The sequence below is a fragment of the Virgibacillus ainsalahensis genome, from assembly GCF_055380755.1.
Map to the genome: position 1 here is coordinate 2,330,423 of NZ_AP043943.1, position 20,185 is coordinate 2,350,607.

Sequence of the window (20,185 nt, forward strand, 5' to 3'; positions counted from 1 at the left end):
TATAAATTCGCACTTTATTATAAAATTTACCAAACTTTATTTCAAAGCCACACTTGGTGAATTAGGTATACCTGCCACCCGTTACTGTAGTTGAATTTTTGGTTGCCTAAAAAGCTTCATCACGGTTGTTTTTTATAGCTTTTGTTTCTTACCAATCGTGATTGCCCTTCTCTCGATTGATTCTTCCTGCTTTTCCATAGTCTCTTTTGTTTGGTAGTGTAATTCATGGCCAAATCATATAATAAATTTGAAAAAAAACAAGCTGCCGAATTTTACCGGTCAGCTTGTTTTTCGTTCACTAAGTCTGTCTGTCTCTTTTCCAGACGTAACTCAATTTTGGATAGTTGTTTTTCATCTTCCAATAACGCCTGTTTATTTTGTTGAACCAATTGTTCAAAGTTTAGTGATTTTGGTCTCATGTTGTTCACTCCTTATCTCTCTATGATTCTATTATAACCTATTTCCAATCGAAATAACAGTGAATTATTTGAACATTTTGTTAAAAATCCATTTTTACTATTTTCATACATAATTCCCATCCCTATTTCACCCACCATCCACAAACCGCCCATACTCCTTATCAAACTCCATCTCTACTGTTCCTGTTGGGCCATTTCGCTGCTTGGAAATAATCACTTCCATCCGGTTTTGTTTTTCTATATCATTCGCATAATAATCCTCACGATAAAGAAACATAATGACATCCGCATCCTGTTCAATGTTTCCGGATTCTCGTAAATCAGACATAAGTGGCCGTTTATTTTGGCGTGATTCTACCCCACGTGACAATTGAGAGAGTAATACAATTGGAATATTCAATTCAATGGCAAGCAACTTTAATTCGCGGGTAATTTCTCCAATTTCCAAATCACGTCGCTCCCGTCTTCCGGTTGGGGCGATTAGTTGCAGGTAATCGATGATGACAAGATGATTTCCATCTGGATCATCATAAAGTTTCTTTCGTATGCTCGAGCGAATATCCATGATGGTTCGTTTTTGATCAAATATGGTTAGTTTCCAATCCGAAATAACGCCAATCGCATTCATCGCATGTTCATAGTCCTGCGCGGAAAATGCCATGCTTCTCCATTTCTGTCCATCGATGGAACCTTCAGATGAAATCATTCTTCGTAGTAACGGTTTCGTACCCATCTCTAAACTAAAAATAGAGGATGAACCACCATTCCTGCAATGTCCTGCTGCCAAGTTTAATGCAAAGGCTGTCTTTCCTACCGATGGCCTTGCTGCTACAATAAGCAGGTCCCCACACTGCAAGCCACCCGTCATCTCATCAAGATTCTTGTACGAAGTCATACAACCCGATCGCTCCGTCTCTGAATCACACATATCATTCGTGATTTCCAGTAAATAATCATATGTTGTTTTCTCCTGATGGTCTGTACCTACATCGCGGATGCTTTGCAAGCTTGTAATAAGCGATTCTAATTCTTCCTCACTTGGATGTTCACTGTACCTGATTGCTGACTCCCTGGCCTTTCTTAACCGATAGGCATTGAAAATCAATCGTTCATGATGCTTCATACTTGCCGTACTCGCTACGGATTCCGTCATTTCCAGCAAATAGCTGGTTCCACCTACCTGATAAATTTCTTCCCCCAGATTTGTCGTAACGACGACGAGATCAATAAATTCCCCCCGGTCAGCTGCTTGTTTCATTGCTTGATAGATTTTCTTATGACGGGCTTCGTAAAAATGTTCTTCCTGAACTTCCAAGTCTTTAAACAACGCCCCTTCCAGCAGGACTGCCCCTAGTACTGCTGCCTCTGCCTCATAATTTTCAGGTCGCATCATTTGATTTCTCCGTAATGAGCCTGATCATGGCCGCACGAAAACGTTCCTTTGTCTCTGCCGGGACCCTGACAGCCTCCTCTTGCCACTGGCTCATTTTCTCTAAATGCTCATTCGGTTCAGGAGGGTAGGCAGCAATCTCTGCAATCGTTGGGGCATACGGATATTTGACAACATAAGCAGACAACTTGTCCATTACCCTGTTGTAATCCATCTGCTTCAATTGTGGGAGGAGCAATTTCGCCTTTTTCTTTGTCATTTCAAATTTCGGATAAACTTCCGCAATGGTTTCCAGAATAGCTATCGCTTCTTCCTTTGTCATGACAATACCTCCTCCTGTCTTAATTCATCAAACAAAGATTTCTTGCTCTCTTCTGTTCGTTTTCTAAACCGTATCGTATTATTTTTAGTTGCAGACTTCTGCCGTTCATATGCCCTCACCTGATCGATGGATTCCAGTTTCGCATGGGCCCATTCTTTTAAAATTTCCTCGATGTAGCTGAATGTTCGAGCCCCCCGTTTCACCGCCAACTTTATCGCAGCAATCACAATCTCATCCCCAAGATCCCCGCACCAGATCATCATGGCCTCCCTGGCGATTGGACGAAGAACCCCAAAGTTTTGTTCGTAAATGAGAAAAGGATTTTCCACTGCCTGCTGTCCTCTGCTGCTGTTTTGTTTCTGTTTTCGTTTCTGTTTAGGTATGGTCAATGATTCGTATCGCGACTGGTCATCGGATTGGTATGGGGATTGACACACGAATTGGTCAACTGAGTGGACCAATGAAATCATTTGATAGACAGGCGCCTTCCCTTTTATTCCTTTTTCATAGTCAATTAATTGGTGCTCGACCAATTTTGATCGAGCATTTGTTAAACCTTGTTTGGATAGTCCGGTTAATTGCTGCACCACCGAATTCGGTGCATTAAATTTAGGCTTCCATCCAACCGTATTGTTTATGGCAAGCAGTGTGTACCATAGAGCAATTGCGCTGGTGGGAATTTCGTTTAGAAGCAGCCAATTCCGGAATGCATTCAATTCTTTAATGTAGTTCATCACATAACAATCCTTTCTTTTACTTTCCTCTCGTGACGCCCGATTTTATTTCGAAATTTCCTGTTCACGAATCCACGCATCCACTGCAACGTGTGAAAAAAGAATCTTGCCGCGAATGCGAAAATGTGGGATTTCATTTTGGCGTGCTGCCTTGTAGATGGTATCTATATGTACCCCAAGATATGCAGCCATTTCCTTTACAGTCATTGATTTTCTTTCCATGTTAATCCTCTCCTTTTTTGTTCTTTCACAACTATAATCGAAACGGAAGGAGGAATTGGGGCATATTGGGTTCGTTTTTGTTGGATTATTTTCGGTGAGGAGGTATAAAAATATCCCCAATCCAAGGCTGGATTGGGGATGTTGTTTATTAAATGACTATGAAAATTGCACGCCTGAAGAACAAAATAATTCTTTCTCAAAAATGAGAAACGATTATTGACTCGACAATACATCATAAAAATCACTTGGATGAATTCGTTTGATGTTCCCATGAATGGTCACACCTGTATTCTCATGAAGTTTTTTCACAATTTTTCATGGGATAAATCACTGAATTCTTGAGAAAAATTCCTCCATTTTTCCTGAACCCCACCCCCCAAATCCCTCGTATTTTTCAAAGCTCCAGTGGTATAATAGCATGTGACTCTTAAATCATATCCACCTGGAGGTAACATGCTTACATTTGAAGACAAACTAGCCATTATTGAATCCTTTCCCGAATTAACACGTAACGATATATCACTTGGTCGTGTCAATTTTCATTTTGAAGAAAGTGTTATGGATAAAAAAATTGTCGTGTATCGGCTGCATCCGAACGGGAACGGGTTTGTATATGCAGAAGAAATAGATGATAACTACACTGTCGATTCTAAAGGAATGCTAAACATTCGTGATTTCACGGAAGAACAACTCCGTAAAGTAATCAAACAATCGATTGCGTCTCTATCTGAATCACAGCCTTTTGAAGAAACCTGGGTAAATGCTGAAGGGCAAACTCTAATGCTAATCCATGATTTTGACTCATGGAATATTTACGCAGGGGAAATGTTGGATGGATCTCACGCAACGTATAATGCCGCTGCAGACTATCTTCAGCAGGAGGGTTTTAGGCGTTTAGAGGATAAAGGGCTTGAATAGGATATAAACAACCTGTCCCCCTTTTTAGCCTTTAATGATATAAATTGGATTTATTTATCAAATGAATGAAAACGGCAGCCTCTTCCTAATTGGAAAGGACTGCCGTTTTCAGATTACTATCTTTTTCTATAAAGGGAGCTGTAATAAACACCAGTGATATACACGTAGCTACAGGGGACAAAATAATTCACCCCCCTCACAGCTATCACTGCCTTTTTTTCGTTTTCTTGTTATTCATCTTTTCATTTTCTGTTAAAGGTTCATTCGCAAATTCATGATCAAAACTCTTATCCAACTTTTTTCTTTCAGCTTGTTCATCACTAAGGCCGGTATCATTTTTTCTTCTTTTGCCCATTATATACACCTCCATATGCCTAGTTTGGCTGTGGAAAGACTTTATATGTATAGACTGTACCAACAGAAATAAATTCATTTTCGCTGGAACAACCACATGATATCCATACTTTAACTCAGAAGGAGGCCGAATCATGCGATTGGCATTTATATCCGATATTCATGGGAATGCAACTGCCTTAGAAGCAGTACTTAAGGATATTGAACAACAGAAAGTAGACAAGATTTTTGTACTTGGCGATTTGTGCTATCGTGGACTTGAGCCACAGCGCTCGCTTGATTTAATCAAGTCACTTGATACGGACGTGATCAAGGGAAATGCGGATGAATGGGCAGTACGTGGGGTGCAACAAGGCGAAGTTCCTGAAAACGCGCGCGCAATGATGAATCAGGAACAGGAGTGGATTTTCTCAAAGCTGGATAAGGAAAGCATTGATTATCTAAAAAACCTGCCAACCGAATTGAATCTCGAATACAACAATACCCGTATTCATGCGTTTCACGCCACTCCTAACAGTTTATTTAAAGTGGTGCAACCGTCTGACCCGGACGAAATTTTACGGGAAAAATTAATGCAGAAAGAGAAAGACATTTTTATCTACGCTCATATTCATAAACCCTCTATACGTTATATGGATGGTAAATGCCTGATTAATACCGGAAGTGTGGGTCTGCCTTTTGACGGACTGCCACATGCATCATATGCTTTCATTGAAATAAATGAAGAAGCAGTTGAGACCTCCATTCGAAGGGTTCAATATGACGTAGACCATGTGATTTCCCAATTTGAGACATCTGATTATCCTAACAAAGAAAAATTAATCAATATGCTGGAGAGTGCGTCTAACTAACAGAAACAGCAGTGCATTTCTATGTAGAATGCACTGCTGTTATCGTTTTCTATTGTTTTTTTATTATCAAGATGGAGAAATCACTGTCGTTGGCAAAAACGCTGTATCATTTTTTTCTTTTTTGGAGTCGTATCATATTTGTGCTACTTTAAAATAAAGATCATTTTATATCTGCGAACTTCCACAATTGCACTTTGTTTATTCAAAAACCTGACTTATATAACAAGTGCTTTCCCTGCGGAGGAAGCAATCCCCCTCACTTTAATTATCATTGATCACTTAAATTATTACTTGAATTATTGCTCCCTGTTTGTTGTTGTGCGTTATTCATTGCACCTTGTAAGTTATTGGTCAATTGTTGGGTATTTTGGGCAGTAGCCATGTTCTGTAATGGTTTTGATATCTGCTGCATGGTTGGATTATTCATGGCATTGGAAAGGCTTTGCGGCAAACGTTGAAATGTTCCGTTTTGGACCCCTTTAGTAATTCCATAAATAGCAACACCCGCTGCACCGACAGCAAGTAGCGAAGTCATCATACCTCCACGGTTATTCATCCTACATCACCATCCTCTTTATTATTATTTCAACATTCCATAGCTTTCACAGAAGTGATTCAATTATACAGGTATCTCAAGGGGTTATTTTTTAAAAAAGAAGGTGTAGAACAAAATAGGATATCGTAAATTTGTGTGGTGGCTAATAATGAACATCAAATGGTATAAGCTATAGGTGATGTGTCAACTTGAATATTTATATAAACATCAGAGTTTCCACAAGGTTTCGATATAATGGAGGAAAATGCAAAGAGGCAAATTTTAAATATGTCGCTAACTACCAGTCTTTTTAAAATTTCTTATGATTCTGTGAACTTATATTTTCATTGGTTTACTACATACTACTTTCTAGAGACGCTGAAGATGGGACGTAATATTATGCTTTTGTACGTTGGGAAAGTCATCCTTATATATATAGTAACCATTACCATCATCCGGCTCATGGGAAAATCAGCTTTTGCTCAATTAACGGCACATGATTTAGCAGGCGTTTTTTTCGTTGTTTCACTCGCTTCCGGTCCATTGGTTACGAAAAACCTTACCTATGCGATTATAGGATTGCTTGTTGTTGGTATCGTTCATATTACCTTTACTAAACTTACGCTTGTCAACCGTTTAAGTAAAATTTTTATCGGGCAACCAACGATCGTTGTCAAACACGGAAAGCTAATTAAGGCAAACTTAAAACGTTCGCATATTACACTAGCTGGATTGTTGTCCAGCATTAGAGAAAAAGGTTACTCGAATTTAACCAATATTAACTATGCCATTATTGAACCTAGTGGAGAGATTAGTATTCTTCCAAAACAGGAAGTTGCTCCCGTCACCCCAGAGCAGTTAAATATGGAAACGGTACACCAAGGCCTTCCGGTAGCGGTTATTATCGAGGGAAAAATTCAATATCAGAATTTAAAACGCATCAACAAAGACGAGCGATGGTTAAAAAAAGAATTGGCTTCAGCTGGGCATCCAGATCAGAACAATATTTTTTATGCAGCCGTTCGAGAAAATGACGATTTGTTGATGATCGATAATGGCGAGGGAGGCTTTAAAGAGCAGCAACAATGAAAATGATAACCATGACATCAGGAAATCACATCATTTCCGCTACAGAAACGTATTTATGGGTATGAAAAGATATGGCTCATTTTCGCAAAATAGGACTCCTTATTCCAGTTGGTTTGCATTAAGAAACACTTTACCCTTGCCTTATAAAATGGAATATCTTGGATTTCATCGACTCCGTGCTTTCCTATTTCAACTTTTAGATAATTTTATGCAACAGAATGGCCTATAAACCTGAAAAAAGCGCAATTCTTATTCCAGTTTTGCGCTTGTTAATGGAACATCTATTTCGTATTTACCAAGAAAATATTTTGTCTCACTTAAACTGACAAATCATATGATAAAAACTCAGGCAGTTGTTGTTCATGCTTGTCGAGCATAATCTGTTCTGGCTTGATGCCCTGCTCACGCAGTACTTCAATGTTCTGCACGAGGAACTCGTCACTGCCGACAACATAGAAGAGTCCATCCTTGTCTGCAGCAAGATTTTTCACTTCTTCATAGTAGTCTTTACGGTTATCGACGAACTGTGATGTGAACTTCTTGTCAGGTGCGGATTTAAAGATATTAGTGAATAAGAAATCTTTTGATGAATCGATGTTCAGGGAATGAATTTGATTGACGTTGTCAGCACGTTCGAAATAATCAAGTACTAGCGGTCTGAAAGTTGCCAGGCCCACACCCGATGACAGCAGGTAAACATTTTTGTCTTCTCTTTTAAGCGGTACATTCGAATGAGTTTTAAATAATGCAACTTCATTGCCGACTTCAAGATTTCTTAAAATCGTTTTAAACTCAGAGCACTGCTCTCTGATGCGTGTTGTGATACCGATTGAATTTGATTGCGGTAAAGTAGAGATTGACATGTGGCGAATCAGGCTGCGGTTTGGTTTATCTCCGGCATTAAAACCTTCCAGTGCGAAGTGGGTGTGGGCACCTTCTTCCCATGTAAAGTCTTCCGGACAGTCAAGCAGGTACGTTTTAACCTCAGGCGTTTCTTCAATAATCTTATTTATTTTAGTCCAGTATATTTGCATTATATATTCTCCTTACTCAATTTATATGTGTCGTTACTATCTACTATACAATAAGTGATAACAATTCTCAATTAAACTGACTGATTATTTCAGATAATTCAGGAACGGCAAAACAACTATCTCTTTCGTAATCTACATTTTTTTGTAAACTACTTTCAAAAGTATTTTTCTAGATAATCGCCCTATTCCTCAAGAATAACCGCCGATCCTTCTTATGCAGATCATAATAATATTTGTATCTATATAAGTTGAATTTAAGTTTCACTCCTCTATCAATTCAGAACACTTGTAGATGGCACAACTTAGATAGAATCTTTCGTTCAACTTATATAGTTAAAGGTACTCTTATAACCATGCTTTTCTTAAAAGATTTACACCAAGTTCGATTTCATCATAAGAAAGACCGCTAAACCCTAGTTTAATCATTGGCTTCTCCGGATGGTTTTTTATGAAATAGATCGAAGTCGGCCGCACTTTAACACCATAATGGAAAGCCCGATCGATTAGCCATTCTTCGGAACACTCCAGATTTACTTTAATTAATACGTACAAACCGGACTGTTCGCCAGTAATGGATATACTTTGCCCAAAATGTTTTTTAAATAATGATACGAGGTGTTGCATTTTTCGTTTATAAACAAGGCGCATTCGCTTAATGTGCCGACTCCATTCCCCATTTTCCATAAATCTAGCCATTGTAAGTTGGCTAAAAAGTGAAGTTGAGCTTTCGAAGTTCAGGAACTGATTTTTATAACTGTTTAAAAGCTGCTGTGGTAACACCATATAGCTTAAACGAAGTCCCGGGAGAAAAGACTTTGAGAAGTTTCCCAGATAAATGACTCTTGTTGAATCAATAGAAGCGAGCGCTGGAAACGGCCGCCCAGTATAGCGAAACTCACTATCATAATCGTCTTCAATAATGTATCCCTGTACCTTGTTTGCCCACCCAATGAGCGTTTTTCGTTGTTGAATGGACATGTTTACACCGTACGGACTGTGATGAGAAGGTGTTACATAGATTAAGCCTGAATCCATTTGTTTAAGTTTCGAAAGATCTGCACCTGTTGCATATACCGGCAAATATTCAAGCGAAAAATGATGGAATTGAAAAGCCTCCCTGGCACCATCGAACCCCGGATCTTCTACGATAATACTTGAATAATCTTCCTGTAATATATGGCCTAGATTGATAAGCATTTGTTGTGTACTGCTACCGATTATAATGGCATTTGCATCTGTTCTTACCCCACGTGATTGGAGTAAGTATGCGGCAATTTGTTCGCGCAGACTCACCTCTCCAAAAGGCTCCCCATATCGAAAGCTCTCAGGTAACGATAAGACCTGATTCGCTATTCGCCTCCATATTTTTAAGGGGAAATGGGACCCGTCAACAGCATCTGTCCGAAAATCGACATAAACGGACGCTTCCTTTTCTACCCTCTTTTTGTTAGAAGGAATCGGTGGTTCCTGGTATAAAGATGGCTCTAACGGATTGACAAAGTAACCTTTTCGTCCTTCTCCGCGAATATAGCCCTCTGCTACAAGCTGATTATATGCTGTTAGGGTTGTATTACGGCTTACTTGGAGAGAATCAGCAAGTTGCCGAATGGAGGGTAGTTGTTCATCAGCTTTCACATTGCCTTGTTCAATAAATGATTTAAACTGCTCGTAGATTTGTTTGTATTTGGAAGAACTCTCATTTAAGGCAAAAAGATAATTTTTCATATACAATTTCTCCTGACATGCTTGTTTATTTTAAATTGTATCTTTTTAAATGTCAGTTTATATTATAATATATTTTATATGAGCGATAAAATATATTCAAACATGAAATTAGATAAGGAGTGATGATGATGTATATTCCAAAGCACTTTTAAATCACAGATGAAGAAGTGATTTATGAGATTACCGACATGGAATTACGTATCAACGGGGCAGGCAAAAGGCATTGTTGGATTCAAAATCAAGATCTATAAAATCGAAGGAAAGACAAAGTTGAGTCAAAATCATTCCGCTGAGCGATTAAAGCTTGTTATTTCACAACTTGAACAATCTACAAGTGAGGATGAAAGGGAAATTGCATCTCATATGAAAACAATTCTTAGAAAGAAAGCTTAAAGGTATAAATGTACGCTTTGGTGAACAAAACTTATTAAAATATCTCAGGTTAAAGCAAACAAAGCTCATGATAACACATCATGAAATATAACCTTTGAAAGCGAGGAATATGTATGCGTTTTGAAACAAAAGCCATTCACTCTGGACGGCAGGTAGACAAATCAACCAGCTCGGTGACCATGCCAATCCATCTCTCTACGACATTCGAACGAGGTCAAGATGGATCTTATCCAAATGAATTCGTATATAGCCGTGAAAATAATCCCAATCGCCGGGCTTTGGAAGACTGCCTCACATCGCTCGAGGATGGGCATGATAGCGTTGCTTTCGCATCAGGGATGGCAGCCATCACATCATTAATCGAAACTCTTCCTGCCGATAAACCGCGCCGGGTGATTATGCCAAACGATATGTATTATGGAATTCGTTCCCTTCTTACAGACACGGATATTGGATCAAATTTCGATATTGAAGTTGTAGACATGACAGATCTCAATAACGTTGAGAAGACGATAAAAAGGGCACCAACCGGTCTGGTTTGGATGGAGACACCTTCTAATCCACTTCTGAAAGTTACCGATATTGAAGCAGTGGCACAGATAGCGAAAGAGGCTGGTGCGTATACCGTTGTTGACAATACGTGGGCCACTCCAGTTCTGCAGCGTCCGCTCAGTCTTGGAGTTGATTTCTCACTCCATGCTGTGACCAAATATATCGGGGGGCATAGTGATTTAATGATCGGCGCAGCTATCGCAAAATCTGATAGCCCTATGTTGGCCAATTTGAGGGCTTGGCAGCATTCAAAAGGTGCAGTGCCTTCTCCATTCGAATGCTGGCTTGCACTAAGAGGCGTTCAATCGCTTGCCCAGCGTATGGCGACTCACTGTTCAAATACATCGGCAATTGCGTATTTTTTGGAACATCACCCAAATATCGAAGCCGTTCATTATCCCGGTCTTGCTGAACATCCGGGACATCATATTGCAACACGGCAAATGAGTTCATTCGGCGGTATGTTGTCCTTTCAGGTAAAAGGCGGTCAGGATGAGGCAATGGCTGTTGCTGCAAAGGTACAATTGTTTACCCGTGCTACAAGTCTGGGTGGAACTCACAGTCTCATTGAGCACCGGGCTTCCGTTGAAGGAAGCTCAACGACGGCTCCATCTAACCTATTACGTGTATCGATCGGGCTCGAACATGTGGATGATCTCAAAGAAGATTTATTACAGGCTCTGGAATAAATAAAATGAAACTCCATTCAGAGGGGATAATTCTTTCTTCCGCCTCTGAATGTTAGTTGAAGTGAATGAGTGCACAAACTATACTTTTACGAATATTTCTATAAGTTCAGTTTACACTGAATTACTCCATCAAGTAAGTCCTTTCACAACGAAACACCCCCTTTAGATAAAAAACCAAAGGGCAAAGCTTCGCAACTTTTTTATAAACATCGCGACTTGAGTTTTAACTTCACAATTTGATGACATTTCTCTTTCTCTCTCATTGTGATTTTCATTTGCTTCAGACGTGGAAAGTACCTCTTCCGTAAAAAAGACTCACTTCCTTCACACCTTATTTTGCCAACCATCCTTGTTTTACATTTACGCCTGCTGGATTCATACATATTTTTTTATAATGGATGCACACTAGGCGGAAAAGGAGGGATCCTTATGCCTAATAAAGGAAAAAAAGAGAAGTCAAAAAATAAAAGCAAAGAAGAATTGAATGACATGAAAGATGAAAAAAAATACCGGCAAAACCGCCCGCCGAGATAGTAAAAAAGAGGAATGGTTCTGCTACTTCTTGGCAGTGGCAGAACCATTCCATGCTTCCTTAAAACGCTTTTTGCGCTGCTTCATAAACTTCATCCAGGCTTTTTCCCATGCCTGCCTCTACAGCTGCTACATAGGAGCCTTCTACTAATGGGGCTTCGGCAAGTTTAATTTGTTCTATCTCAGCCATTTCCATCGCCATTTCTGCATTCATTTTTGCACTGCCGATATCATAGAAAAGCAGCACACCTGCCCCTTGATCAGCACGTCCTATAGCGGAGACAATTTTATCAATGTTTGTTCCAATTTCCTCTTCATCCGTCCCGCCTGCTAACTCAATGGGAACATCCTGAATAACTTGCTGAATCAAATCATTAATTCCTTCTGCAATTTTCGAACTGTGGGATATCAGTACGATACCGACATTTGCCATATTAGCTGTCTCCTTTCAACACTTCTGCCAGTGCTTTGAAAATGTAGAAGGAAGAAGCACTGCCCGGATCAATATGCCCTACCGATTTCTCTTTAAAATAGGAAGCTCTCCCTTTCGTTGCGATGGTTTCTTTCGTATGTTCCATTGCCTCGTTTGCTATGCTTTGCAGTTCATCGGCCTCAGGTTCTGCTGCTTCCTTGAAATAAGCTGCTACCGGCTCCCAAACGTCAATCATCGTTTTTTCACCTGACTCCGCTTTTCCGCGCTGCTTCACACCAGCAACCGCTTCTTCCATTCCTTTTGTGAACATTTCTTTATCGACAGTTTGATTATCTTTGACAGCCGTTGAAAACTTAAGAAAAGCCGAACCGAATAACGGACCGGACGCACCGCCGACCTTGGACATGATGGTCATTGCTGCATCTTTGAGAACATCTGACACATTTTCATACTCCTGTTCCATCAGTTTATTTACAACTTCCTGAAATCCCCGTGCCATGTTGATTCCATGATCCCCGTCGCCAATCGGCTGATCTAGGCTTGTCAGGTAATCCTTATTTTCCTGTATTTTTTCATTCGCTAGGTTTAACCACTGAATGGCATCTTTTGCTTGAAATTCCATTTGTTTTGCTCCTTTCTATCTTCGAAAAGCAGGTGCGTTTGTTTTTGCATCCAATAGTTTTTTCATTTCATCATCCAATTGAAGTAATGTAACCGAACAGCCTGCCATCTCCAGGGAACTCATAAATTCTCCGACGAATGTTTGATAGATCCTGATTCCCTTTTCGGTCAATAAATCATGTACTTTTTTATTTACAATATAAAGTTCCATTTCCGGGGTGGAACCCAAGCCATTAATCATGACGGCAACCTCGTCTTTTTCTTTGAGCACCATATCATCTAATATCCTGTTCGTCAGCGCGATAGCAATATCGTCTGCGCTGCTAATTGCTTTTCGCTCAATTCCGGGTTCACCGTGAATGCCGATCCCAATTTCCATTTCATTTTCATTCAGTTCAAAACTCGGGACTCCCGCAGCAGGAACAATCCCTGGGCTGAGTGCCATCCCCATTGATCTGACATTTTTCACAACATTATCCGCAGCTTCCTTTACTTCCTCAAGCGATGCACCGGTTTCCGCTTTGGCTCCAGCAATTTTGTGAACAAAAACCGTACCCGCAATCCCTCTTCTCCCCGTTGAACTGTCCTCAACGGCGACATCATCACTTACAATCACCTTGTCCACTTGAATGTCTTCCGCCTCTGCTAGTTCTGCCGCCATTTCAAAATTCAAAACATCACCCGTATAGTTTTTAATGACAAGCAATACGCCAGCACCACTATCCACTGCTTTTATCGCCTCATAAATTTGATCAGGGGTCGGAGAGGTAAAAACTTCACCTGCAACTGCAGCATCAAGCATACCTTTACCAACATACCCAGCATGTGCCGGTTCATGGCCGCTTCCACCACCGCTTACGATACCGACTTTACCTTCAACAGGTGCATCACTTCGAACAATCCCCATCGTCCCCTCGATCTGCTTTACTGCGTTAGGATAGGCTGCAGCCAACCCCTGAATCATGTCCTGCACCACTTGGTTTGGATCATTGATGATTTTCTTCATTTAATCATCTCCTTTGCCGTTTATCTTATCTCTTATTTTAATATGTTTACCCACTCTTGTGAAATTTCAGGAAGTAAAAGAACCTTTTCCCTGATTCCCTTCTTTCCAAACCATTATAATTGTAGTATAAAAACAGTCCAGACATCCTGCCACAAAAGCAAAATAAGCAATTATAAAAACAGCAGCCCCTTCCTAATTGAAAAGGACTGCCGTTTTTATTTTACTATCGTTTTCTTTTGTTTTTTTTATTGTCCAAATTGAGAAATTCGCTATCGCTTGCAAATTCCGTATCATTTTTCTCATTTTTTGGAGTCGTATCGTATTTAATGACATTTCTCTGTCTGCCTTTATCTTTATTGCGGTTTTTGTTTTGTTCTGACACGAATAAACCCCTCCTGTACAATACTTCTTTCAAGCATTATTATGCCCATAAGTACGATTCTTATTTGGTCCATACATCTTTTTGTATGGATTTGTTGAGACTAAAAATAAAAGGAGGGAGTGTCATATCCTAAGTAGTTCACTTACCGTGGAGAAAACTCAAAATATCAGTATGATTTTCTTATGAAATAGCAACGCTTATATAAGGAGCTCCATTGAGCAAGAAATGAAGAAGTAGATATTGTTGCACAACCAACCGGAATCATCAAAAATAATTGTTTCACCCAATTCAAAAAGGGCGCTTCTTTATTCCGCACAAGCGCCCGATTGCTTAAAATCGCTTATTTCTTCTTTATCTGTAGCCTTTCTTTAGTTTATCCACTTCATTTTTTAAGCGATCAATTTCTCTATTAAGCGTTCCATAATCTTCTATAACCTTGTCTATAAAATTATCAATATCATCTTCGTTATAACCTCGAAATGATCGTCTGAACCTCATTTCATGAACATCCATTGCAGAAAAGTTAGCTTGTTTTTTATCCATATTAACCTCCGTGTTTTATAAAATAATTTTACATTTTTAATTTATAACCACAATCATTGAGTTACTATCTTCATCCACTTTTTCTTCTTCATCTCGAAATCATTTCAACCATTCATTATGCTTATTAACAATAGGCTCGAGAATTGAGTGTTTTTCTTGAGCAATCGCGCAGCCCAATTAAGAGAAGCAGCAAAACGCAATCCGTTTCAATCTCAAAGTAGCCATGGACAACTTGTTAGTTTGCGTATGTATATTCAGATGCCTTTCCAATATCAAGAGCATTTGTCCGAGTTAATAAAAGAAAAAGAACAGAATAAAAATGACCGTAAAAGAAACGAGGGTAAGCCACACAAAGTCGCCGTTATTGCTTGTGCTAATAAACTCGTTCATTGGATTCATGCTATGTTAAAACGCCAGGAAGTCTTTGTAGATCAACCTTGAGGTATTAATTTTCATAATATTCCGACGCCTTCCTATTTTCACATGAAGGTTATTTGGTATGCTCAATTTAAGTATAACATGGTTTTTTGAACTTTTTTAGCCTTAACTATTGACTGCTATTAGCTGATATAAGTGAATTTTTTACAAGAACTCTAATAAATGCATTCCGATAGTATTATCAAAAAGTTATTTATAAAGAAAAAACAACTATTCGATTGTTGCTTTTTCCACATGGTTGCGAGTATTATATTTCGCCATACCTTCTCTTTCGTCGCCGGTATTCTTCCAGCACGAAATCAGGCTACAGCACATCGGTAAACCACATAATTATTGCTATATGGTCCGGTGTATTATCTTCCGGATAACGAAAGAATTCTTTCGATTATTTATTATTCAAAAAAGGAATTTTCAATGATATTATCTGTCCTCCCAAAATCTTGTTGATCTTTCCAATTACCCTCTGCGCACCGTTCAGAACTGCAGAATCTTCATAAACTCCCCGCCTAATTTCCTTTATTTTAAAAAGCAATAATTTTTACTATCATGATCCTCCATCTTCGTCACATTTGTATTCTATAATATCTCCAGGTTGACATTCTAAAGCCTTACAAATCGCCTCTAAAGTGGATAATCGAATCGCTTTTGCCTTTCCGTTTTTCAATATAGAAAGGTTAGCCATCGTTATTCCAACCCTCTCGGAAAGTTCTGTTACGCTCATTTTCCTTTTAGCCAACATCACATCAATATTTATTATAATCGCCATGTTATTCACCTCAGACCGTTAAATCATTTTCTGATTTTATATCTATAGCTTCTTTTAAAAGTTTTTGAAGAACAGCGCCAAAGACTGCGATAACCATTGATGCACCAACAATGACCATTCCGATTAATATGAGCCCCGGTGCGTCATCCCACTCCGCGATGATATAAACCAGTGGTAGTGCTATCACGTATAAACCACTGATTGTGATGGCACAGTTTTTAATTTTCTTTAGAACTCTTACAGACAATTCCGAGAAAGCTTGGTTCTTGTCAATATAAGTTAATAGTCTAAATGCCTGATACAAAGCAAAGTAAAACGGTACCGCCGATACATACATAACCATTAAAAGACCTAATATCACATAAGCCAACGTTGCACCCTTTATTGCCTCTTCAATTGCTACATTCGCGATTTGAGGCAACAAAAAGATGCACAAAGCAAGAACAGGAAGGCCAATAAAGATAACAGCTACCTTTAAAAATAATGTTGAACCATGTTTCATAAAAAGCACCTCACATATTTATTTTCTATTTTATATCACTAGCGTTGCATTAATTTAAAACAAAAATTAAAAAGACTCATAATATTCACTAATTTACTGTTGTGCAAAGAAAAAGTCCTTTATAATGGATATAGTCAGGTGGTAACCCGTCCAAATCCACTAATAAAGGACAAAACTCATGGATAAGATTACACGAAAAACCTCGTTTGGGCAATGGTTTTCACCAATTAATATTCAATTAGTTGAAGAAAATGTGAAAACGATGAAATTAGATTACTATACAAAAAAATTAACGACAGAGTCATTTCTAAAATTACTACTTTTTTCTCAGCTACAAGAGGTCGAAAGTTTACACGCATTAACCGATTCTCTTTTCGACGATCAGCTTCAGAAGGAAATCGACCTTGATTCTATCAGTGTTTCTCAGCTTTCGCGTCGGTTAAATGGTATCAATCCAGATCTATTTCAACGAATTTTTCTTGATTTAGTGACGCAAATTCATGAGAAAACGCATTATTCCAAGCTTGCAATGCCACTGAAAATCATTGATTCAAGCACGCTTCCACTTAATTTAACGAACCATAGGTGGGCTGAATTCCGGAAAACAAAAGCTGGTGTAAAGCTACATCTTCGCCTTGTATTTATGGAAAATGGGATATCGTATCCGGAAAAAGTTGTTTTAACGAACGCAAAAGAACATGATCGTAATCAGCTTGAAGTTCTGGTCGATGATAAAGAATGCATGTATGTTTTTGACCGAGGCTATTTGGATTATGAGCGCTTCGATCAGATGACATATGATGGTTACTTTTTCCTTACTAGGCTTCGAAAAAATGCTGTGATACGGGTAGTTGACGACTTTAAACTACCGGATGGTTCAGCTGTTTTATCGGATCAAATGGTGTTAATTGGTACGACACAAAATCGTACTGAGAATTACTTTCGCCTTCTAAATGTTGAAGATTCAAAAGGAAATGTACTCCAATTATTTACAAACCGTTTTGATTTGAGCGCAGAGGAAATCTCGGAAATGTACAAATCACGCTGGACAATCGAACTGTTTTTCAAATGGATTAAACAGCACCTAAATATCAAAAAGTTCTACGGTCAAAGTGAAGCCGCGATTCACAATCAAGTGTTTATCGCACTTATTGTTTATTGTTTAAATGTACTTGCTCAAACCAATACGAAAAGTAAACGAACGATTTTACAAATCAGCCGTTTTCTAAAAGCATCCTTATGGAAACCAGCTTATATCTGGGTTTTGAAAATTGAAGGGAAGGGTGCTTCTTAATAAAGAAAACATCGCTGTCACTTTAGTCTAATTGTAAATTTTTAAAAAATGGATGGGCCACCTTTAGTTGGGTATTTAGTTTTTTGGCTCTGTTAGAAAAAAACATATAACTGAAAATTACAACTATATTTATGCAACGCTAGTGATTTTATATTAATACATAATTTATCGTTTTACAATATATTTTTATCGTTATTAATCTATTTTATTGTAATACACTTTGGTTTATAGGCAAAGATAAAAGCATTCCTTATTACAAAGAAATGCTTTAACTTAAAACTATTCGATTTATTACTTGTTCAACTAACCTGCCCTGTAGCCTAATAATAATTAGTTCAAATCTCTGTTATTTTCACAAGGATTTATTCCATTAAATGGCCCTTATACGCAATAAGGGCAAAGTTACTTATGCCACAATTGCGCCCTATTGCTGCATATCTAATCCATAAAGTTATGGATATCCTCGTTATTTTTAAGATGAATAATTTTATCAGAGTACTTTGTTCCTCTAACAAATTCGGGCAGGAATACTTGATTATATTTTTTGTTCCACTCTAATAAATTTTTGATACTTTCAATTGTTTCTTTTTTTGTTGAAGGCAATATTCCCGATTTCCTTTTATTGTGCCTGCTCAAAATCCTCTCTTCTTGTAATTGAAGTGGAGTGTTTAAGATAAATATCTTATCAGCCAGCTCAAAACTTGGCACAACCCATTTAAAATAAGCTCCTTCTACTATCCAAGAAGGCTGTGCTACAAATTTTCTTAACTTGTTATCCCTAACATTTTCAGGAGCCTTAATGCCATACTGATCAGCGTTATCCTCCCAGAAAATATCGTCTAAGTCCAAATATGGAATATTAAACTTCTTATTTAGTTGTGACGCTATATGTGATTTTCCACTTCCAGCACCACCTATAATATGAACTTTAATAATAATTCACCCCTCTAAAACTCAAGTCTATGGCTGTTAAACAATCTAGCCCGATAATGCAGTATTTGGCCGCTTTTTTATTATACAGTTAGGTAAGCGTTTGAAGTTATCAATCCCTTTTCCCCCTGTTAGCACCGTACGTGCGACTTTCATCGCATACGGCGCCCTAACTAATCCAATTCAACTTAATCATCAACACTTCTGATATCTTAATATCCTCCGTGTCTCAATTCTTCAGTTTTAATAAGTCGGTGCCTTCCGTGGAAGGTGAACCTCTATTAGTCTCACGAGAACCTTATTAACCGATAATATCCTTCAATTTAAATCATAAATTGCCTGACCTTTACCGAGATTGTGTTAGCCACTCCCGTTTAATTGAGGAAGTTTCTTAGTTTTCTTCCATTGAAAAAGTTTCTTTTTTTCCTTCTTCCCATTCTATTGTCACTTGAATTGGCGTTTCTGTATCCGTCACAGTACAACCAGAGCAGGAAGAAGGAATCTTAACAGTTGCATCCTTGTGTTTGCTTTCATTTAGAACTACTTCCCCATTATTTATAACAATTTTTAAATCCTCAATTATTTTATCTTTTTGTGCCTTTTTAAATCTAAAGACATATTCCCCATTTTCTGTTGAATTATCAATATAAGCATTATACTCTCCTTCCCAATTTTCACTCTCTCCACTGAACTCAATATTCTCTACACCACATCCAGATAAAAATACAACAGAAAAAATAAGGAATAAAGGAATTTTTTTCAAAAACTCTCCCCCTTATGATTTTTTAACGCTTCTATTAAGATAATGATGCGTTAGTTCAATAAGCCTTATTCTGTAATCGGGCACTCATGCACAAGATGGGCACTGACCGTTATTTCAGAAATGCGCCCGTTTGCGGAATATACCAAAACCCGAGTTCCAATTATTTATAACTATTAAACCGACTAATCTCCTTAAACGCATTTATTAAATTTGTATACGGTTCTTTCATACCATTATCAATCCAGCTCATCAACATATTCCACATCCCTCCAGCATTAAAAGCTAAGGCATACTGTAAATATTCACTATCCATTTGGTATTCCCATTTATTTGCCATCTTTTCTTGAACATATGGCAATTGTTCATTAAAACCTTCCAGGACAAAATTCGATAAACCATTGCTTCGTAAGGTAATGAAAAAGTCTAACTTATCCTTACACAAATTGATAAACACGTTGATGACTTTATCTATCGACAATCGATCTATTGCTTGAAGACGTTGGATATACTCTTCGGTAAGCTGGTTAATATACTGATTCAGAACATCTTCTTTAGTATCAAAATTCCGATAAAATGTGCTCCGGTCAACATCTGCTCTTTGCGCAATTTCTTTTATGGTGATTTTATGATAAGGCTTTTCATGCATCAAACCGATTAAAGCATCTAATAACCATTGCTGTGATTTTACTGCGACTGGATTGTCAGTTCTGTAATTCAACTAAATTCTCTCCCCTCTGCCACATACTTCT

General features: G+C 38.3%; 25 protein-coding genes and 1 pseudogene. 7 read left to right on the top strand and 19 right to left on the bottom strand.

Annotated features, from left to right (window positions below):
* Window positions 1-272 precede the first annotated feature (272 nt).
* The 5 genes from ACZ427_RS11355 to ACZ427_RS11375 all read right to left on the bottom strand — a co-directional run bounded on the left by ACZ427_RS11355 (window position 273) and on the right by ACZ427_RS11375 (window position 3,087).
* Window positions 273-419: an FbpB family small basic protein gene (locus ACZ427_RS11355; protein ID WP_461178694.1), complete on the bottom strand. Its 147-nt coding sequence runs from the start codon at window positions 417-419 to the stop codon at window positions 273-275.
* 127 nt (window positions 420-546) lie between these two features.
* A complete protein-coding gene (gene dnaB, locus ACZ427_RS11360; protein WP_461178695.1) occupies window positions 547-1,812 on the bottom strand; it encodes a replicative DNA helicase in 1,266 nt (421 codons plus the stop codon).
* Window positions 1,799-2,131: a hypothetical protein gene (locus ACZ427_RS11365; protein WP_461178696.1), complete on the bottom strand. Its 333-nt coding sequence runs from the start codon at window positions 2,129-2,131 to the stop codon at window positions 1,799-1,801. The genes dnaB and ACZ427_RS11365 overlap by 14 nt, the downstream gene beginning before the upstream one ends.
* Entirely contained in the window at window positions 2,128-2,865 is a 738-nt protein-coding gene (locus tag ACZ427_RS11370) for a DnaD domain-containing protein (protein ID WP_461178697.1), read from the bottom strand. The genes ACZ427_RS11365 and ACZ427_RS11370 overlap by 4 nt, the downstream gene beginning before the upstream one ends.
* Before the next feature lie 45 nt (window positions 2,866-2,910).
* Window positions 2,911-3,087, bottom strand: coding sequence for a helix-turn-helix domain-containing protein (locus tag ACZ427_RS11375; protein WP_461178698.1), 177 nt, complete (start codon window positions 3,085-3,087; stop codon window positions 2,911-2,913).
* Window positions 3,088-3,540: 453 nt separating this feature from the next.
* Here ACZ427_RS11375 and ACZ427_RS11380 point away from each other — a divergent pair, with 453 nt between their 5' ends.
* Window positions 3,541-4,005, top strand: a complete 465-nt coding sequence (locus tag ACZ427_RS11380) for a hypothetical protein (RefSeq protein ID WP_461178699.1) — start codon at window positions 3,541-3,543, stop codon at window positions 4,003-4,005.
* A gap of 205 nt (window positions 4,006-4,210) precedes the next feature.
* Here ACZ427_RS11380 and sspO read toward each other — a convergent pair whose 3' ends face one another.
* Entirely contained in the window at window positions 4,211-4,360 is a 150-nt protein-coding gene (sspO, locus tag ACZ427_RS11385; protein ID WP_461178700.1) for a small acid-soluble spore protein O, read from the bottom strand.
* 133 nt (window positions 4,361-4,493) lie between these two features.
* Between sspO and ACZ427_RS11390 the strand changes: the two genes are divergently transcribed.
* Entirely contained in the window at window positions 4,494-5,210 is a 717-nt protein-coding gene (locus tag ACZ427_RS11390) for a metallophosphoesterase family protein (RefSeq protein ID WP_461178701.1), read from the top strand.
* Window positions 5,211-5,478: 268 nt separating this feature from the next.
* Here ACZ427_RS11390 and ACZ427_RS11395 read toward each other — a convergent pair whose 3' ends face one another.
* Window positions 5,479-5,766 (bottom strand): hypothetical protein, encoded by a 288-nt coding sequence (locus ACZ427_RS11395; RefSeq protein WP_461178702.1) that lies wholly within the window; start codon window positions 5,764-5,766, stop codon window positions 5,479-5,481.
* A 234-nt stretch (window positions 5,767-6,000) separates the two neighbouring features.
* Here ACZ427_RS11395 and ACZ427_RS11400 point away from each other — a divergent pair, with 234 nt between their 5' ends.
* Window positions 6,001-6,834, top strand: a complete 834-nt coding sequence (locus tag ACZ427_RS11400) for a DUF421 domain-containing protein (RefSeq protein WP_461178703.1) — start codon at window positions 6,001-6,003, stop codon at window positions 6,832-6,834.
* A gap of 317 nt (window positions 6,835-7,151) precedes the next feature.
* Here the strand turns inward: ACZ427_RS11400 and ACZ427_RS11405 are convergent, their stop codons facing one another.
* Both ACZ427_RS11405 and pdxR read right to left on the bottom strand, forming a co-directional pair.
* Complete coding sequence (locus ACZ427_RS11405) at window positions 7,152-7,868, bottom strand: dihydropteridine reductase (protein ID WP_461178704.1); 717 nt, start codon at window positions 7,866-7,868, stop codon at window positions 7,152-7,154.
* A 345-nt stretch (window positions 7,869-8,213) separates the two neighbouring features.
* Window positions 8,214-9,593: a MocR-like pyridoxine biosynthesis transcription factor PdxR gene (gene pdxR / locus ACZ427_RS11410; protein ID WP_461178705.1), complete on the bottom strand. Its 1,380-nt coding sequence runs from the start codon at window positions 9,591-9,593 to the stop codon at window positions 8,214-8,216.
* Window positions 9,594-9,785: 192 nt separating this feature from the next.
* On the opposite strand from pdxR, the pseudogene ACZ427_RS11415 reads away from it, so the two are divergent.
* Together ACZ427_RS11415 and ACZ427_RS11420 are read left to right on the top strand one after the other, a co-directional pair.
* A pseudogene (locus tag ACZ427_RS11415) lies at window positions 9,786-9,986 on the top strand (FMN-binding negative transcriptional regulator); the annotation flags it as partial.
* 113 nt (window positions 9,987-10,099) lie between these two features.
* The gene (locus tag ACZ427_RS11420) at window positions 10,100-11,227 is read left to right on the top strand and encodes a trans-sulfuration enzyme family protein (RefSeq protein WP_461178706.1); all 1,128 of its coding nucleotides are present in this window, start codon (window positions 10,100-10,102) and stop codon (window positions 11,225-11,227) included.
* Between the two features lie 592 nt (window positions 11,228-11,819).
* On the opposite strand, the gene dhaM is transcribed toward ACZ427_RS11420, so the two are convergent.
* The 5 genes from dhaM to ACZ427_RS11445 form a co-directional block, all read right to left on the bottom strand.
* Window positions 11,820-12,191: a dihydroxyacetone kinase phosphoryl donor subunit DhaM gene (dhaM, locus tag ACZ427_RS11425; RefSeq protein ID WP_461178707.1), complete on the bottom strand. Its 372-nt coding sequence runs from the start codon at window positions 12,189-12,191 to the stop codon at window positions 11,820-11,822.
* A 1-nt stretch (window position 12,192) separates the two neighbouring features.
* Window positions 12,193-12,813 (bottom strand): dihydroxyacetone kinase subunit DhaL, encoded by a 621-nt coding sequence (gene dhaL, locus ACZ427_RS11430; protein WP_461178708.1) that lies wholly within the window; start codon window positions 12,811-12,813, stop codon window positions 12,193-12,195.
* Between the two features lie 15 nt (window positions 12,814-12,828).
* Complete coding sequence (gene dhaK / locus ACZ427_RS11435; RefSeq protein WP_461178709.1) at window positions 12,829-13,818, bottom strand: dihydroxyacetone kinase subunit DhaK; 990 nt, start codon at window positions 13,816-13,818, stop codon at window positions 12,829-12,831.
* Between the two features lie 223 nt (window positions 13,819-14,041).
* Window positions 14,042-14,200 carry a hypothetical protein gene (locus ACZ427_RS11440; protein ID WP_461178710.1) on the bottom strand — a complete coding sequence of 53 codons (159 nt, stop codon included), beginning with the start codon at window positions 14,198-14,200 and terminating at the stop codon, window positions 14,042-14,044.
* A gap of 351 nt (window positions 14,201-14,551) precedes the next feature.
* Window positions 14,552-14,743 carry a DivIVA domain-containing protein gene (locus ACZ427_RS11445; protein WP_461178711.1) on the bottom strand — a complete coding sequence of 64 codons (192 nt, stop codon included), beginning with the start codon at window positions 14,741-14,743 and terminating at the stop codon, window positions 14,552-14,554.
* Between the two features lie 156 nt (window positions 14,744-14,899).
* On the opposite strand from ACZ427_RS11445, the gene ACZ427_RS11450 reads away from it, so the two are divergent.
* Window positions 14,900-15,184, top strand: a complete 285-nt coding sequence (locus ACZ427_RS11450; RefSeq protein WP_461178715.1) for a hypothetical protein — start codon at window positions 14,900-14,902, stop codon at window positions 15,182-15,184.
* A gap of 541 nt (window positions 15,185-15,725) precedes the next feature.
* Here ACZ427_RS11450 and ACZ427_RS11455 read toward each other — a convergent pair.
* Together ACZ427_RS11455 and ACZ427_RS11460 are read right to left on the bottom strand one after the other, a co-directional pair.
* Entirely contained in the window at window positions 15,726-15,947 is a 222-nt protein-coding gene (locus ACZ427_RS11455) for a helix-turn-helix domain-containing protein (protein ID WP_461178712.1), read from the bottom strand.
* A gap of 10 nt (window positions 15,948-15,957) precedes the next feature.
* Window positions 15,958-16,449 (bottom strand): DUF2975 domain-containing protein, encoded by a 492-nt coding sequence (locus ACZ427_RS11460; RefSeq protein WP_461178713.1) that lies wholly within the window; start codon window positions 16,447-16,449, stop codon window positions 15,958-15,960.
* A gap of 178 nt (window positions 16,450-16,627) precedes the next feature.
* On the opposite strand from ACZ427_RS11460, the gene ACZ427_RS11465 reads away from it, so the two are divergent.
* Window positions 16,628-17,743, top strand: coding sequence for an IS4 family transposase (locus tag ACZ427_RS11465; protein WP_464883430.1), 1,116 nt, complete (start codon window positions 16,628-16,630; stop codon window positions 17,741-17,743).
* A gap of 438 nt (window positions 17,744-18,181) precedes the next feature.
* On the opposite strand, the gene ACZ427_RS11470 is transcribed toward ACZ427_RS11465, so the two are convergent.
* From ACZ427_RS11470 to ACZ427_RS11480, 3 genes are all read right to left on the bottom strand, one after another.
* Window positions 18,182-18,592, bottom strand: coding sequence for a P-loop NTPase family protein (locus ACZ427_RS11470; RefSeq protein WP_461179101.1), 411 nt, complete (start codon window positions 18,590-18,592; stop codon window positions 18,182-18,184).
* Between the two features lie 472 nt (window positions 18,593-19,064).
* Window positions 19,065-19,436, bottom strand: a complete 372-nt coding sequence (locus ACZ427_RS11475) for a hypothetical protein (RefSeq protein WP_461179102.1) — start codon at window positions 19,434-19,436, stop codon at window positions 19,065-19,067.
* Window positions 19,437-19,596: 160 nt separating this feature from the next.
* On the bottom strand, window positions 19,597-20,154 hold the full coding sequence (locus tag ACZ427_RS11480) for a TetR/AcrR family transcriptional regulator (RefSeq protein WP_461179103.1): 558 nt from the start codon (window positions 20,152-20,154) through the stop codon (window positions 19,597-19,599).
* Between the last annotated feature and the right edge of the window lie 31 nt (window positions 20,155-20,185).